The sequence below is a fragment of the Devosia sp. 63-57 genome, from assembly GCF_001899045.1.
Lineage (GTDB): Bacteria > Pseudomonadota > Alphaproteobacteria > Rhizobiales > Devosiaceae > Devosia > Devosia equisanguinis.
This window is the reverse complement of sequence record NZ_MKUY01000005.1, coordinates 938,396-954,604: the sequence shown is the minus strand read 5'-3', so window position 1 is coordinate 954,604 and position 16,209 is coordinate 938,396. Positions and strand designations below refer to the sequence as shown.

Below are 16,209 nucleotides of genomic sequence, written 5' to 3'. Positions count from 1 at the left end.
CCCGTCCCTAGTTCAGGCCTAGCGCGGCCCCCTTCGAAAGAGAAGCCCAGCCGGAAAGAACCACGCTGTTCTCCACGTCATAGCCCGGGGTGGTGACGAGGATGCGATCGAGTTCGGCCAGTTCCGCCATGGGGTCGGCCACCGGCAGGTCGCGGTCCGGCCGCCAGCACAGCACGCGCCCACCCGAGGCGGCCACCAATTGCAGGCCGGCGGCAATATCCCAGGGATGGCAGTTCTCGTCGTAATTGACCGCCGCCCGCCCCACCGCCACATAGGCCAGCTGCAAAGCTGCCGAACCCAGCCGCCGGACTGCGCGGAAATGGGTCACCAGCGTGCCAAAACGCTCCATTTCGCCGGGCGACGGGGGCTTGCCCTCGCGCGGCAGATTGGTCAGCAGTTCGGCGTCCTGGTCGCGATGGGCACGACTGGCCGGCCTGATCTCGGCGCCGTTGAGCCAGAGTTTTCCGCCGTGGGTGGAGAACATCTCGTCGGCCATTGGATCGTAGATGACACCGGCAATGGGCGTATTGTCGGCGCGCACAGCAGCAATCGAGACGCAGAAGAAGGGCAGGCCCGAGGCGAAGTTGCTGGTGCCGTCAATCGGGTCGACATACCAGATGATATCGCCGGTCCCATCCCAGCCGCTCTCCTCGCCCAGAATGCGGGACTGTGGGAGCTGCGCATGGATGATGTCGCGGATCAGCCGTTCGGACTGTCGGTCGAGCGCGGTGACGATATCGGCATGGCCATGCTTTTCCTCCACCCCCAGCGCCTCTCCGGCGGCGGCGGCGAGAAAGGCCTCGCGGATCACCATGCCTGCCTGGCGGGCGGCATGCTCAGCCAGGCGGGCGATATCGGCAGCAGACGTCATGGTCATGCCGAAACTCCTGCAATCGAGGCCGCCAGCGGCCAGGGCACGGCGGTGCCGATATCCACGCGGATGGTTTCGCCCGCCCGGTGGAGGCGATGCCTATGGTAGAGATGATCGACCAGCGTGCAGGCGGCGCCGTCGATGGTGACGTGATATTCCACGAACCCGCCCTGATAGACGGCGCGCTCCACCACGGCGGCGATATCGCCGGTTTCCGAAATCAACATCTGTTCGGGGCGGATGACATAGTCGATCACCTCGCCCGGCTTGATCGCCAGCACATGGCGCGGCAGGTCGACCGATGCACCGCCCAGTTTCGCCCTGACGCTGGTGTCCGACACGCTCTCGACCTTGACGCGCACAATATTAGCCTTGCCCATGAATTCGGCGACGAAGGCGGTGGCGGGCCTGGCATAAATGTCCTGCGGCGCCCCGTTCTGCTCGACCACGCCATCGCGCATCACCACCACGCGGTCCGATATGGCCATGGCCTCGCTCTGGTCATGGGTCACGTAGAGGCTGGTAATGCCGAGGCGCTGCTGCAACTGGCGCAGCTCGTCGCGCATGCGTTCGCGCAATTGCGCGTCGAGATTGGACAGCGGCTCGTCGAACAGCAGCACCCGCGGTTCGGCGACCACCGTGCGGGCCAGCGCCACGCGCTGCTGCTGGCCACCCGACAATTGCGAAGGCTGCCGGTCGGCCAGTTGCGACAAAGCCATCATCTTCAGAATATCCTCGACCCGGCGATTGATCGCGCTGGATGAGAGTTTCAAGACCTTGAGGCCGAAGGCGACGTTCTCCCGCACCGACATATGCGGAAACAGCGCATAGGACTGGAACACCATGCCGATATCGCGCTTGTTCACCGGGGTGGTGGTGATGTCGCGGTCGTCGATCGAGATACTGCCCGAGCTGGGGGTCTCGAACCCGGCCAGCATGCGCAGCGTCGTGGTTTTGCCGCAGCCGGAGGGCCCCAGCAAGGTCACCAGCGCACCGTCTTCGATGACGAGGTCGAGATCGCGCACCGCATGGGCGTCGGGACGGCCATTGCGCCCCGGAAACAGCTTGTTGATGGCTTTGAATGTCACGCGGGACATGGCGCTACCTCTGGTGGTGGCTGCGGCCAAGCAGCACTTGCATGAGCCCCAGGACGGCCAGCACGATGGCGATGAGCATCACGCTATAGGCAGCGGCAAGGCCCATGCGCATGGTCTCGACCTGGTTGAGAATGGTGACGGTGATCAGCGTCCAATTGGCCGAAACCAGGAAGATGATGGCGCTGAGCGTGGTGAGCGAGCGGGTAAAGCCATAGGCCAGCGAGGCAAACAGTGCCGGCTTGAGCAAAGGCAGCGTCACCCGCGAGAAGATGCGGGTGTTCGAGGCGCCGAGCACGGCGGCCGCCTCTTCGATTGCCGGGTCGATCTGGCGGATCTGGTTGGTGCCGGCCTCGATACCCACCTGCAGCGTCTTCACCACCATGGCAGCAACGATGACGAAGGCGGTGCCAGTCAGCAGCAGCGGCGGCGTGTTGAACACGCTGACATAGCCGATGCCGATAATGGTGCCCGGCGCGGCAAAGGCCAGGAGCGTGCCGAAGCGCAATATGAAACTGCCCGGATAAGCGCGGCGCGCCAGGATATAGGCGATGAGAATACCCATAATGGTGATGATGGGCGTCGCAATGGCGGCGAGCAGCAGCGAATTCCACAATGGCTGCAGCCCCGTGGTGAAGGCGCGCGCATAGTGCTCGGTGGTCAGCGTCCAGTCGATACCAGGAATCTTGGTGAAACTCACCCAGATGACCGTGCCATAGAGCAGCACGATGATCGCCACCAGCGCATAGCAGCACGCCGCCAGCGGCCAGACGATGGCCGGATGCACGATGCGGATGGTCTGGTTGGCGGGCTTGCCCGTCACAGTCACATAGCTACGCTTGGACACCCAATGGCGGTGCACCATGAAGGCGACCAGAGAGGGCAGCAGCAATAGGCTCGCCAGCATGGCGCCGGCTTCGAGATTGAAATAGCCGATCAGCTGGGAATAGGCTTCGACGGCGAGCGTGTTGTAATTGCCGCCGATGACAAGCGGATTGCCGAAATCCTCGATGGATTTGACGAAGACCAGCAGCATGGAGCTGAGCAGCGCCGGCATGGTGAGGGGCAGCGTCACGCGGCGGAACGTTGTCCATTGCGAGGCGCGCAAGGTGGCGGCGGCATCTTCGAGCGCGCTGTCCATGGCCTGCAGCATGCCGCGAATATTGAGATAGGCGATGGGGGTGAAGGCCAGCGCCTGGATGAATACTAGGCTCTGGAAGCCATAGATATTGCTGTTGCGGATGCCCAGCAATTCGCGCGTCACCAGGCCCGAACGCCCGAACAACAGGATGATGGCGAGGGCAATGACGAAGGGCGGCGAAATGACCGGCAGCAGCGCGATCAGATGCACGCCCTTCTTGCCCCACATATTGGTGCGGGTCAGCGAGAAGGCGAGCAGGAACCCGATCAGGGTGGCCAGCACCGCCGAGGCGACGCCCAATTGTATGGTGTTGAGAAAAGCCCGCACCACCAGCGGCGAGGTCAGCCGGTCGACAACGGCGGCAAAGCCATTGCCTTCCCCACCTGATGCTGCCAGCCGCAAGACGCTGGCGATCGGCAGGATGGCGAAGATCAGGACCGATAGGGTCAGGACGATGAACAGTCCGAACAGCCAGGGATCGGTAACAATTTTCTTCAGCCCCGCGGTCAACGGGGAACGCTTCGCGACGGATTGCATGCCGGCCTCGCAGCAGGAGAAGAGGCGAGGGTTTCATTGCCCCTCGCCCTCGCTAGGGTTACTGCGCGGCGGAGGCGTCGCGCACTTCGGCCTCATAGCGTTGCAGCAGGCGTCCGCGGTTTTCGCCTGCCCATTTGGCGTCATAGTCGATCAGCTTGACCTCGGAGGTCTTGATCTGGAGGTTGGGGTTTTCAAAGCCGGGGATGACCGACTCGCGATGGGTCGCGCCCAGCGCCGTCTGCCCGGCATCGGTCAGCACCCAGTCGAGGAAGGCCTTGGCGGCCTCGCGCTGCTCTTCCGGGCCATTGGCGATGACAGCCGCCGAATTCAGCTCATAGCCGGTGCCTTCTTCGGGGAACGACACGGCAATCGGATAGCCCTGCTCCAGCGCCACTTCCAGCCCATGGGTAAAGGACTGGGAAATGGCCACTTCGCCCGAGGCGACCATCTGGGTCAGCGCGCCGGCCGAGCGCGAATATTGCAGCACATTGGGATCGGTCGCCTTGAGGATTTCAAAGGCGCGGTCCTCGCCATAGATCTGCACCATGGTGGCGAGCACCACCGATGCGGTGCCGGACGAGGCCGGATGGGTCAGCACCACTGCATCCTTGAACACCGGGTCGGCGAAATCTTCCCAGCTGGTCGGCGGCTCGGCGCCGAGTTCGGCGAGATAGTCGGGATTATAGAAGAAGGCGATCGCCGAGATCGCGATCGGGGTCCAGGCATTGTCGGCACTGCTATATTTGGGCGCGACGCGCTCTACACCCTTTGCCGCATAGGGCTCGAGCAGCCCCTCGCTGCCGCCCTGGATGAACAGATCCGCCGTGCCGGCGAGCCAGAGACCGGCCTGCGGATTGGCGGCCTCGGCGCGAATGCGGGCCAGAACCTCGCCGGCGCCCATGCGCACGAAACTCGAGCTGATGCCGCTATCGGCCTCGAAGGCCTTGAGCACCGAAGCGCAATCGTCTTCGGACATCGGACAATAGACCGTCAGGCTCTGCGCGCTGACGCCCGAGGACAGAGCCAGCACCGCGCCGGCAGCCAGAATGAGTGAGTGAACCCTTGCCATACCTTATCTCCCGTAAGGCTCCCTTGGAGCACGTTAAGCTATGTGGCAAAACTACGATACGTCAAGTCAATCGTAATAAAACTACATAATCGGCACGGTGACCGATTGCCTTGGGGCAAATGCCACGTGGCAATTGCCCTTTGCGTTCTCCTTCTGTTTATGTCGCCTCTATCGAGACCACCGATTCCGCGAGGACCTCATGAAAGCCCCCAAGCCCGATATCGCGGTTCTGATTGCCCAGGACATCGGCGCCCGCCCGCAGCAGGCCGTCGCCGCCATTGCGCTGCTCGACGAGGGCGCGACGGTGCCGTTCATCGCGCGCTACCGCAAGGAAGTCACCGGCGGGCTCGACGATACGCAATTGCGTCTCCTGGCCGAGCGGCTGGGCTATCTGCGCGAGCTTGAGAGCCGGCGCGAGGCCATTCTCAAATCCATCGGCGAACAGGGCAAATTGACCCCCGAGCTCGAGGCTGGCATCGCCGTCGCGCCCACCAAGGCCGAGCTCGAAGACATCTACCTGCCCTATAAGCCCAAGCGCCGCACGAAGGCCGAGATCGCCCGCGAGCGCGGCCTGGGCCCCTTGGCCGAAGCCATTCTCGCCGATCGCGCCGCCGTGCCGGCAGATCTCGCCGCCGCCTATCTCACCGAAGAGGTCGCAGATGTGAAGGCGGCGCTTGAAGGCGCGCGCGACATCATCGCCGAGCGTATTTCGGAAAATGCCGAACTGGTGGGCCGGCTGCGTGCCTATATGAAGGACCGTGCGGTGCTGCGCTCGCGCGTCGTCGAGGGCAAGCAGGAGGCCGGTGCCAAATTCTCCGACTATTTCGACCATTTCGAGAAATGGGCCACCACCCCCAGCCACCGCGCCCTCGCCATGCTGCGCGGCCGCAATGAAGAGATTTTGAGCCTCGAACTCGAAGTGGATGCCGACGACAGTTCCGCCATCAAGCCGGCGGTGCGCATGGTGGCCTCGGCCTATGATGTCGGCGGCAAGCTACCGGGCGATCTCTGGCTGCTCGAGGTCGCCGGCTGGACCTGGCGCATCAAGCTGTCGCTGCATCTCTCGCTCGACCTGATGCGCGACCTGCGCGAACGCGCCGACGAGGAGGCTATTGCCGTCTTCGCGCGCAATCTCAAGGACCTGCTGCTGGCCGCGCCCGCCGGCACCCGCGCCACTATGGGGCTCGATCCCGGGATCCGCACCGGCGTCAAGGTCGCCGTGGTCGACGGCACCGGCAAGCTCGTGGCCACTACCACGGTCTATCCCTTCCCGCCGCGCAATGACGTCAGCGGCAGCCAGGCGGAGCTGGCCAAGCTCATCCGTGCCCATGGGGTCGAGCTGATCGCCATCGGCAATGGCACCGGCTCGCGCGAAACCGAAAAGCTGGTAGCCGACATGCTCGGCCATATGCCCCCACCCAAGCCGCTCAAGGTCATCGTCTCGGAAGCCGGCGCCTCGGTCTATTCGGCCTCCGAGGCCGCTGCCGCCGAGTTCCCCGGGCTCGACGTGTCGCTGCGCGGCGCGGTTTCCATCGCCCGGCGCCTGCAGGACCCGTTGGCCGAACTGGTCAAGATCGAGCCCAAGAGCATCGGGGTCGGCCAATATCAGCACGATGTCGACCAGTACCGGCTGGCCAAGGCGCTCGATGCCGTGGTTGAGGATGCGGTGAACGCGGTGGGCGTCGATCTCAACACCGCCTCCGCCCCGCTTCTCGCCCGTGTCTCCGGCCTCGGCGCCTCGCTGGCCGAAGCCATCTTGGCCCATCGCGATGCCAATGGCCCGTTCCAGAGCCGCAAGCAGCTGCTTGACGTGGCGCGGCTGGGCCAGCGCACCTTCGAGCAGAGCGCCGGCTTCCTGCGCATTCGCGACGGGTCCGAACCGCTCGATGCCTCCTCGGTGCACCCGGAAGCCTATGGGGTGGCGCGCAAGATCGTGTCGGCCTGTGGGCGCGACGTGCGGACGCTGATGGCCGATAGCTCGGCGCTCAAGGCGCTCGATCCGCGCGTCTTCGTCGACGAGCGCTTCGGCCTGCCCACCGTGCGTGACATCATCAGCGAACTGGAAAAGCCCGGCCGCGATCCGCGCCCCGCCTTCAAGACCGCGACCTTTGCCGAGGGCATCGAGGACATCAAGGACCTGCGCCCCGGCATGCAGCTCGAAGGCACGGTGACCAATGTCGCCGCCTTCGGCGCCTTCGTCGATATTGGCGTGCATCAGGACGGGCTCGTGCACGTCTCCCAACTCGCCGACAAATTCGTCAAGGACCCCCATGAAGTGGTCAAGGCCGGCGACGTGGTCAAGGTCACCGTGGTCGAGGTCGACGTGCCGCGCAAGCGCATCGGGCTGACCATGCGTCGGGATGGCATGAGCAGCGCCCGCGCCGAAGCCGGCGCCAATCGCCGCCCCGCCGACAAGCCAGTGCGCTTGCCGAAGTCCAGGGAAGAACCGCGCTCGAGCCAGGGGTCGTTCGGCGCGGCGCTGAGCGAGGCGTTCAAGCGCAAGTAGCGGCAAGCCGCCACAGGCGTCACCGGCCCATCAGCCGGTGGCATTGCCCTTGTCGTCCCGCTATGGTGCGCCCGTCCCCGCGCAAGGAACCACGACCATTCTCGCCTATACGCTTCGCCGCACGCTGATCCTCATCGTCTCGCTGTTCATGGCGGCCGTGGTGCTGTTCGTGCTGTTGCGCCTTCTGCCCGGCGACCCCGCCAATGCCCTGCTCGGCGTCGGCGCCACCACCCAGCAGATCGAAGCGGCGCGGGCCCAGGTTGGGTCCGACCAGCCGCTTGCCGTGCAGTTCGTCAGCTTTATCGGCAATCTCGCCCGGCTCGATCTGGGCACCTCCTTTGTCAGCCGCGCCTCGGTGCTGGACGAAATCGGCAACCGCATGTCGGTCACCCTGCCGCTGGCCTTTCTCGGCTTTCTCCTCGCCATCGTCTTGGCCGTGCCGCTGGGCATCGTCGCTGCCGTGCGCGGCGATCGCTGGTATGGCGCCGCCATTTCGGTGATTTCGCAACTGGGCATTGCCATTCCCGTGTTCTGGGTCGGCATTCTGCTGGTCACCCTCTTCGCCATCAATCTGCGCTGGCTGCCCTCGGGCGGCTTTCCCTTGCGCGGCTGGAGCAATTTTTCCGAGGCAGCTACCGGCATGATCTTGCCGGCCCTCACCATTGGCCTCGTCATGGGGGCCTCACTGTTGCGCTATGTGCGCGCCGCGACGCTCGACGTGTTGGGCAGCGACTATCTGCGCACCGCCCGGGCGCTGGGCGCCAGTTTTCCCGAGGCCCTGTTCAAGCATGGCCTGCGCAATGGGGCGGTGCCGGTCGTCTCCATTCTCGGCATCGAGCTGGCTACCACCTTTCTCGGCGCCGTGGTCATCGAGCGGGTGTTTTCCCTGCCGGGCCTGGGTTCCATGCTGCTGCTGGCCATCCAGCAGCGCGACTATCCCAATGTGCAGGGCGTGCTCTTCGTCTCCACCCTTTTGGTACTGCTGATCGGCTTTGCCGCCGATCTCGCCCAGCGCCTCATCGACCCGCGCCTGCGCGGCCGTTCGGGGGCCGAGGCATGAGCACGATAGCTGTCACCGCCGCCCCCCGCCGCAAGCGCGCCACCGGCTGGCTTCTCTGGCTCGGCGTGCTGCTTGTGGGCCTCCATGTCGTCACCGGTCTATTGAGTCTGGTCTGGCTGCCCTATGATCCAAACGCCTTTACCGGCGGGCGGCTCGAAGGCGCCAGCCTTGCCCATTGGGTCGGCACCGACCGGCTGGGCCGCGATCTCTTCACCCAGCTGATGATCGGCAGCCGCATTGCGCTGACCGTCGGCATCGGCGCGGTCGCCATCGGCGCTACTATCGGGGTGACGCTGGGCATTCTCGCCGCCTTTGCCAGCAAATGGCTCGACGATGCGCTGGCCGCCACGCTCGATATTCTCATCGCCTTCCCCACCCTGCTCATTGCCATGCTGGTGGTCGCCGCCAGCGACACCGCCAGCCTCTGGTCGGCCATTCTGGCGCTGGGTATCGCGCTCTCGGCCATCGTGGCGCGGCTGACCCGCATCCTCGCCAAGCGCGTGCTGGTGATGGACTATATTACCGCCGCGCGCACTTCCGGCTCGTCCTGGCCGAAGATCGTTTTCATCCACGTCCTGCCCAATATCTGGCCGACGCTCTCGGTCAATTTCGCCCTGCAATTCGGCCTCGCCGTCATTGCCGAAGCCTCGCTCTCTTATCTCGGGCTCGGCGCGCCGCCGCCCAATGCCTCCTGGGGCCGCATGTTGCAGGAAGCGCAGGGCACGGTCTATACCGCCCCGCTCGGCGCCATCGCGCCCGGTCTGGCGCTGGTGTCGCTGGCCATCGGCGTCAATCTGCTGGCCGATGGCCTGCGCGAACGCATCGATCCCACGAGGTCTGGCCGATGAGCGCGCTGCTCGACATCAAAGGCCTCAGCGTCCATGCCGGCGAGAAGCCGCTGGTCACAGACCTGTCGTTCAGTCTCGGTCGCGGCGAGCGTCTGGGGCTGATCGGGGAGTCGGGCTCGGGCAAGTCGCTGTCGGCCCTCGCCGCAACCGGCCTCCTCGCACCCGGCCTTTCCGCCAGCGGCTCGGTCATGCTTGCCGGGCAGCAGGTGATCGGCGCTCCGGAAAACACGCTCAACCAGTTGCGCGGCAAGGCCGTGGCCGTGGTCTTTCAGGAGCCGCTGACAGCGCTCGATCCCCTCATGCGCGCCGGCCGGCAGGTTGCCGAACCCCTGGCCCGCCGCGCCAGGCGCGATGGCGCCCCGCTAAGCGGCGCCGCGCTCGAGAGGGCGGTCATCGCCTTGCTCGAAGACGTGGCCCTGCCCGATCCGGCACGGCTGGCGCGAGCCTATCCCCACGAAATGTCAGGCGGCCAGCGCCAGCGCGTGGCCATCGCCATGGCGCTGGCCTGCCGTCCCGACCTGCTGATCGCCGATGAACCGACCACTGCCCTCGATGTCACCACCCAGGCCGAAATTCTCATGCTGATCGACCGGCTGGCGCGCGAGCGCGATATGGCGCTTCTGTTCATCAGCCACGACCTCCCGGTGGTCGCCAATGCCGTCGAGCGTGTCGTCGTTCTGCGCCAGGGCGTAGCGGTCGAAGCCGGCCCGGTCTCCGAGGTCTTCGCCCAGCCGCAGCACGACTATACCAAAAGCCTCCTCGCTGCAGCGCGCAGTTTCGACGACGCCATGGGAGCGCGCCCATGAGCCTCGTCAGCGTCGAACATGTCAGCTTCGCCTATACAGCCGAGCGGCCGATCCTTGATCGCGTCAGTCTTGCCATCGCGCCCGGCGACAGTGTCGGGCTGGTGGGCGAATCCGGCTCCGGCAAGACCACGCTCCTGCGCCTGCTGCTCGGCCTTGCCCGGCCCGATAGCGGTGAAGTCCGTTTCGATGGCGCCCTGCTCGATCCGGGCAATCGCGCCTTCATGCGGGATTTCAGGCGTCAGGCGCAGGTGGTGTTTCAGGACCCCTATTCCTCGCTCGATCCGCGCCAGAAGGTTTTTTCCATCATCGCCGAACCCCTGCGCTCACTGCGCATCGATGGCGATCACCAGGAAATGGTCGCCAAGGCGCTCGACGCCGTGGGCCTTTCTCCTGACGCGGCGGACCGCTATCCGCATCAGTTCTCCGGCGGCCAGCGCCAGCGCATCGCCATTGCCCGCGCCATCGTGCCGGGCCCGCGCCTGCTGCTCGCCGACGAGGCGGTGAGTGCGCTCGATCTCACCACCAAGGTGCGCATCGTCGACCTTCTGGCTCAGCTCAGCACCTCCATGAGCCTCCTCTTCGTCTCGCACGACATCGGCGTCGTCGCCGCGCTCTGCAAGCGCATCGTCATTCTCGAAAAGGGCCGCATCGTCGAGCAGGGCGACTCTGCCGCCGTGCTTGCCGCGCCCCAGCATCCCTATACGCAGCGCCTCCTCGCCAGCGTTCCCCGCCTTTCCTTCAAGGACTGATGACCATGACCGACTACGCCACCGACTATGCCCAATGGCAGGCCCGCCGCCTCGCCGCCCTCAAGGCGCCCGATGGCTGGCTCAACATCATCGCCCGCGACTGGCTCTCCGAAGGCACGGTCTCGGTCGGCAGTGCCGACGATAACGACATCATCCTGCCCACCGGCCCCGCTCATGTCGGTACGCTGACCCAGGACGCCGCGGGCAATGTCACCTATGCACCCGCCAATGGCGACAGCCCGATCAAGCTGGTGCTCAGCAAGTACAATCCCCCGCGCTTCACCGCCGAAAACCTGCTGCTGGAAGTGACGACGCTCAATGGCGAGAACGCGCTGCGCGTGCGCGATACCGCTTCCACGGCTCCCGACGCCCTGCCGCCGCTCGACTATTTCCCGCTCGATGCCAGCTGGCGCATCGTGGCCGACTGGATCAAGCTCGATAGGCCCAAGGGCCTGACCATCACCACGTCCAAGGCCATCGAGACTTCGGTCGAGGCCTCGCACAAGGCGGTCTTCACCCGCGACGGCGTCACCTATGAGCTGCTCGCCACCCATGGCACGCCGCAAAGCCCGCAATTCGTCATCCGCGACCAGACGGCCAAGGACGCAACCTATGCCGCCTGCCGCTTCGTCTTCGGCGAAGACGTGACCGAGACCTCCATCGTTCTCGACTTCAACAAGGCGATCAACCCGCCCTGTGCCTTCACCGATTTTGCCGTCTGCCCGATGCCGCCGGCCGAAAACGTGCTGCCCATCCGCATTGAGGCCGGCGAAAAGCGCATCGCCAACGGCCACTGATCCGATCAAATCGGTTCTCGCCCCTATTCCAGCAATAGGGGCGAGCCCTTACATTGGCGATCATGACCGACCTCCCCGGGCGCCGCCCCCCACCGCTTTCCGACGACACCCCATCCCTGCGCGAGCGCCTCAAGAACCTGGCGCATCTCGGGCGCCTGGTCGCGCAGATCTGGCGCACCAGCCGCCCGTTGACCGCCGCCAGCATCGGCCTGCGTCTCATCGCCGCTTTGCAGCCGGTGGCCGTGCTCTATGCGGCCAAGCTCATCGTCGACGAAGTCGTGCGCCTCACCGCCATTACCCCGCCCGGCCCCGGCATTCTCGACTGGTGGAATGCCGGCCTGCTGGAGCCGATCCTCCTGCTCCTATTGCTCGAATTCGGCCTGGTGCTGGCCAATGACATCATTGCCCGCGCCACGGGTCTCGTCGATTCCATCCTCTCGGAACTGCATTCCAACCAGGTCAGCGTCGAGCTCATGGCCCATGCCGCCCGGCTCGATCTCATGCATTTCGAAAGCGCCGAATATCAGGACCGGCTGGAGCGCGCTCGCCGCCAGGCCGCCGGCCGCAATGCGCTATTGAGCCAGATGTTCGGCCAGGCGCAGGACATTCTTACCGTCCTCACCCTCGCCGCCGGCCTTTTCGTCTATGCGCCCTGGCTCATCCTGCTGCTGCCGCTGAGCTTCATCCCCTCGATCTGGGGCGAGACCCGCTTCAATACCCTGGCCTATATGCTCAGCCGCTGGCGCACGCCGGAGCGGCGCGAGCTCGAATATCTGCGCCATATCGGGGCCAGCGCCGAAACCGCCAAGGAGGTCAAGCTCTTCGGCCTCGGAGATTACCTCATCAGCCGCTTCCGCCGGCTGGCGCATGATATCTTCCTCGAAAACCGGCGCGTGGCCGTCCTGCGCGCCAGCTGGGGCGCTTTGTTCTCGGCCATTGCCAGCCTCGCCTATTATTCGGCCTATGCCTATATCGTCTGGCGCACCGTCACCGGCGCCTTCACCCTGGGCGATCTCGCCTTCCTCTCCGGCTCCTTCCTCCGCCTCAACGGGCTGTTCCAGAAGATCCTTCTCGGCTTCACCCAGATCGCCGGCCAGTCGATGTATCTCGACGATCTCTTCTCCTTCTTCGAGATCGAGCCCACCGTCCTGCCGCCGACCAATCCCAAGCCCTTCCCCACCCCGATCCGGCAGGGCATCGTCTTCGAGGGCGTCGGCTTCCGCTATCCCGAGACCGAAAACTGGGTGGTCCGCAATCTCTCCTTCACCCTGCCGGCTGGGGAAACCCTGGCGCTGGTGGGCGAGAACGGGGCCGGCAAGACCACCATCGTCAAACTTCTGACCCGTCTCTACGACCCGAGCGAAGGCCGCATCACCGTCGATGGCGTCGACCTGCGCGACATGGCGCCGGCCGAAATCCACGCCCATATCGGGGTGATCTTCCAGGATTTCATCCGCTACAGCTTTTCGGCCCGCGACAATATCGGGGTCGGCCGCATCGCCGCGCGCGAGGATCAGGCGCGCATCGAAGGCGCCGCCGAGCAGAGCCTGGCCGATGGCGTCATCGCCAAGCTGCCCAAGGGCTATGACCAGCAATTGGGGCGCCTGTTCAAGCAGGGCCGCGACCTCTCGGGCGGCGAGTGGCAAAAGGTGGCCATTGCGCGCGCCTATATGCGCGACGCCGAGCTGATCATTCTCGACGAACCCACCGCTGCCCTCGACGCCAAGGCCGAAGCCGAGGTCTTTGCCCGCTTCAAGGGCCTGGCCCAGGGCAAGAGCGCGGTGATCATCTCCCACCGCTTCTCCACCGTGCGCATGGCCGACCGCATCCTCGTGCTCGACAATGGCGCCATTCTCGAAGCCGGCACGCATGAGCAATTGCTGGCCCAATACGGCCGCTATGCCGAACTCTTCGACCTGCAAGCCGCCGGCTACCGCTAGGGTACTGCAGTTTTGAACCGAACCAACGCCAAAACCCATGTCATCCCGGCGAAGGCCGGGATCCATCTCCAGATCTCAGAATGGACCCCGGCCTTCGCCGGGGTCACAGCTGATTGAGACGACATAAATCTGACGAAGGGTTCAAATAGGGCCCTTCCAGAAAAAGTGTGAACCGCCCACAGCGCTACACCGAAAACAGCGTCGCGAAGCCGCCGAAGATCATCCGCGCGCCGTCAAAGGGCATGTCCGGGATAGTGTCCATGGCCGGATCCTCCATCATGCGCGCTTTCACCGCGTCGCGGGTTGCTTTGTCGGGATATTCGATCCAGGAAAAGACGATCACCTCATCGTCCTTGGCCTGCACCGCCCGCTGAAAGTCGGTCTGCTCGCCCGGTGGAACGTCATCCCCCCAGTTTTCGACCACGCGGGTGGCGCCCCACTGGAGGAACAGTTCTGCGCCGGGGCGCGCATGGTCGATATAGAGCTGTTTGTTCGCGCGCGGCACCGCCGCTACAAAACCTTCGACATAGGTCATCTTGGTCTCCTCATCTGGCTGATCGAACGTTCGGCCGGGCACCCGTCTGCAAGCGCCCGCCTCGACTTCGACGGATGGGAAGCGCTAGTCTCGACACCCAAGGACAAAATAAGGAGGCCGCCGATGACCGTCACACTATATTTCCATGGCGCGGCCGGCACAGTCACGGGCTCCTGCTATCGCGTGGTGCATCCACAGGGACAATTCCTGGTCGATTGCGGCCTGTTCCAGGGCAATAAGAGCGTGCGCGACCTCAATCTGAAGCCCACGCCCTTCGATCCCAAACAGATCGACTTCCTGCTGCTGACTCACGCCCATATCGATCACGCGGGTCTCTTGCCAAAGCTCTATGCCGAAGGCTGGCGCGGACCGATGTGGATGACCGAACCGACCTCCGGCCTGCTCGAATATCTGCTGCCCGATTCAGCGGGCATCCAGGAAAGCGAGGCCGAGCGCGAGACCAAGAAGCGCAACCGGCGTGGCGATCTGCCTGCCAGGCCGCTCTACACCATGGAAGACGCCGAAGAGACGCTGCAGCACCGCCACACCACGGACTATGGCGCGTGGATCGAGCCCGGCCCGGGCGTGCGCGCGCGCTTCTGGAATGCCGGCCACATCATCGGTTCGGCCTCCATCGAGGTCGAGGTCAGCAATGGCGGGGGCAAGCCGGTGCGGTTGATGTTCTCGGGCGATATCGGCCCGGACGAGAAGGTGTTCTATGCCCAGCCCGAAGGGCCTTCGGATTTCGATTATATCCTGTGTGAATCCACCTATGGCGGGCGCGAACGCGCCGATTACACGCTGATCGAGCGCCGCGAGGCGCTGAAGACCGAAATCAACCTGGCCATGGCGCGTGGCGGCAATCTCATCATCCCCGCATTCGCAGTCGAGCGCAGCCAGGAACTGCTGCACGATATCGGCGTGTTGATCCGCAATGGCGAGATCGATCCACGTCTCGTCGTACTCGACAGTCCCCTGGCCAGCAAGGTCACCGGCGTCTATCGCAAATATGCAAAAATGTTCGAGGATACCGAGCTCAGCGCCGACGAGCTGTTCAACGATCCGCGCTTCCGCATCATCGAGGATGTCGAAGAATCCAAGGCCCTCAATGCCATCAAGGGCGGCGCCATCATCATGTCGGCCTCCGGCATGGCCGATGCCGGCCGCATCAAACACCATTTACGCAACAATCTCATCCGCGCCAATGCCACCGTCCTTTTCGTGGGCTATCAGGCGCCGGGCACGCTGGGGCAGATCATCCTGTCCGGCGCCAGGGAAGTGCGCATTCACGGCACCCTGGTGCCGGTGCGCGCCACCATTCGCGCCATGGGCAATTACTCGGCCCATGCCGACCATTCCGAATTGATGGACTGGATCGAAAAGCGTCTGCCGGCTCATGGCGCGCTCTTCCTCACCCATGGCGAGGACGAGGAACGCCACGCCCTGCGCGATGCCATCCTTGCCACCCGCGAACTCGGCGGCGATCAGGTCATCCTGCCCCAACTTGACGACTATTTCGAACTCACCGTTACCGGCATCCAGGCGGCCCGCGCTCCCGAAACACGTCGCGTCGATCTCAGACAACTCCCCTCGGACTGGCACAATGCCTTTTCCGACTTCACCATCCGCCTCAGCCAGCGCCTGCAATCGCTCAGCGACGCCGAAAAACTCGCCCTCATGCAAAGCCTGCAAGACAAGCTCTCCACCCTCGGCGCCGCGCCAACGCCGCCGCCCGTGCCGACCCCGGTCACGCCGGTGGAAACGCAGTCCTTCGACGAATAAGGCGCCCGCCCCCTAAGTGCACCCACACCCACCGGTCGCCACCCTCGGGCCTCCGCCCGAGGGCCGCCCAATATGGGTTGCCCCTTCAGTGTACCCACACCCACTGGTCGTCACCCTCGGCCTTGAGCCGAGGGCCCTACACTTTCCCGCACCGCGCCAGCCAAAAACCCCTTGGGTCTTCGCCCGAGGGTGACGGCCGGAGGAGAAGAGTATTGCCCCGCATAGTTCCGCCCTGGGGCCCAACCCGATGGCAGTCCCGTATGGGTTGCCCCCTCAGTGCACCCACACCCACCGCTCGTCACCCTCGGCCTTGAGCCGACGGCCGCCCAGTATGGGTTGCCCCCTCAGTGTACCAACACCCACCGGCCGTCACCCTCGGCCTTGAGCCGAGGGCCCTACACTTTCCCGCACCGCGCCAGCCAAAGGACCCTCGGGTCTTCGCCCGAGGGTGACGGCCGGTAGAGAAGAATATTT

Annotated in this window: 13 protein-coding genes; 8 read left to right on the top strand and 5 right to left on the bottom strand. The window is 64.8% G+C overall.

Annotated elements, in window-relative coordinates; genetic code table 11:
- Nucleotides 1-7: 7 nt before the first annotated feature.
- The 4 genes from BGO80_RS12860 to BGO80_RS12845 are packed head-to-tail and all read right to left on the bottom strand — an operon-like array spanning nucleotide 8 to nucleotide 4,712.
- Nucleotides 8-877 carry an inositol monophosphatase family protein gene (locus tag BGO80_RS12860; RefSeq protein ID WP_286721794.1) on the bottom strand — a complete coding sequence of 290 codons (870 nt, stop codon included), beginning with the start codon at nucleotides 875-877 and terminating at the stop codon, nucleotides 8-10.
- Nucleotides 874-1,968, bottom strand: a complete 1,095-nt coding sequence (locus BGO80_RS12855) for an ABC transporter ATP-binding protein (RefSeq protein WP_286721793.1) — start codon at nucleotides 1,966-1,968, stop codon at nucleotides 874-876. Before BGO80_RS12855 ends, BGO80_RS12860 begins: the two co-directional genes overlap by 4 nt.
- A gap of 4 nt (nucleotides 1,969-1,972) precedes the next feature.
- Nucleotides 1,973-3,643 carry an ABC transporter permease gene (locus BGO80_RS12850; protein ID WP_286721792.1) on the bottom strand — a complete coding sequence of 557 codons (1,671 nt, stop codon included), beginning with the start codon at nucleotides 3,641-3,643 and terminating at the stop codon, nucleotides 1,973-1,975.
- Nucleotides 3,644-3,701: 58 nt separating this feature from the next.
- Nucleotides 3,702-4,712: an ABC transporter substrate-binding protein gene (locus BGO80_RS12845; protein ID WP_286721791.1), complete on the bottom strand. Its 1,011-nt coding sequence runs from the start codon at nucleotides 4,710-4,712 to the stop codon at nucleotides 3,702-3,704.
- A gap of 199 nt (nucleotides 4,713-4,911) precedes the next feature.
- On the opposite strand from BGO80_RS12845, the gene BGO80_RS12840 reads away from it, so the two are divergent.
- The 7 genes from BGO80_RS12840 to BGO80_RS12810 all read left to right on the top strand — a co-directional run bounded on the left by BGO80_RS12840 (nucleotide 4,912) and on the right by BGO80_RS12810 (nucleotide 13,418).
- Nucleotides 4,912-7,218 carry a Tex family protein gene (locus BGO80_RS12840; RefSeq protein WP_286721790.1) on the top strand — a complete coding sequence of 769 codons (2,307 nt, stop codon included), beginning with the start codon at nucleotides 4,912-4,914 and terminating at the stop codon, nucleotides 7,216-7,218.
- A gap of 97 nt (nucleotides 7,219-7,315) precedes the next feature.
- Entirely contained in the window at nucleotides 7,316-8,278 is a 963-nt protein-coding gene (locus BGO80_RS12835) for an ABC transporter permease (RefSeq protein WP_286723023.1), read from the top strand.
- Nucleotides 8,275-9,126 carry an ABC transporter permease gene (locus tag BGO80_RS12830; protein ID WP_126149768.1) on the top strand — a complete coding sequence of 284 codons (852 nt, stop codon included), beginning with the start codon at nucleotides 8,275-8,277 and terminating at the stop codon, nucleotides 9,124-9,126. The genes BGO80_RS12835 and BGO80_RS12830 overlap by 4 nt, the downstream gene beginning before the upstream one ends.
- Complete coding sequence (locus BGO80_RS12825; protein ID WP_286721789.1) at nucleotides 9,123-9,932, top strand: ATP-binding cassette domain-containing protein; 810 nt, start codon at nucleotides 9,123-9,125, stop codon at nucleotides 9,930-9,932. The genes BGO80_RS12830 and BGO80_RS12825 overlap by 4 nt, the downstream gene beginning before the upstream one ends.
- Nucleotides 9,929-10,681: an ABC transporter ATP-binding protein gene (locus BGO80_RS12820; RefSeq protein ID WP_286721788.1), complete on the top strand. Its 753-nt coding sequence runs from the start codon at nucleotides 9,929-9,931 to the stop codon at nucleotides 10,679-10,681. Before BGO80_RS12825 ends, BGO80_RS12820 begins: the two co-directional genes overlap by 4 nt.
- Before the next feature lie 5 nt (nucleotides 10,682-10,686).
- Nucleotides 10,687-11,478 carry a DUF1684 domain-containing protein gene (locus tag BGO80_RS12815; protein WP_286721787.1) on the top strand — a complete coding sequence of 264 codons (792 nt, stop codon included), beginning with the start codon at nucleotides 10,687-10,689 and terminating at the stop codon, nucleotides 11,476-11,478.
- 62 nt (nucleotides 11,479-11,540) lie between these two features.
- Nucleotides 11,541-13,418, top strand: coding sequence for an ABC transporter ATP-binding protein (locus BGO80_RS12810; protein ID WP_286721786.1), 1,878 nt, complete (start codon nucleotides 11,541-11,543; stop codon nucleotides 13,416-13,418).
- Nucleotides 13,419-13,602: 184 nt separating this feature from the next.
- Here the strand turns inward: BGO80_RS12810 and BGO80_RS12805 are convergent, their stop codons facing one another.
- Nucleotides 13,603-13,953, bottom strand: coding sequence for a DUF1428 domain-containing protein (locus BGO80_RS12805; protein ID WP_126149773.1), 351 nt, complete (start codon nucleotides 13,951-13,953; stop codon nucleotides 13,603-13,605).
- Between the two features lie 123 nt (nucleotides 13,954-14,076).
- On the opposite strand from BGO80_RS12805, the gene BGO80_RS12800 reads away from it, so the two are divergent.
- A complete protein-coding gene (locus BGO80_RS12800; RefSeq protein ID WP_286721785.1) occupies nucleotides 14,077-15,735 on the top strand; it encodes an MBL fold metallo-hydrolase RNA specificity domain-containing protein in 1,659 nt (552 codons plus the stop codon).
- The last annotated feature ends 474 nt before the right edge of the window (nucleotides 15,736-16,209 follow it).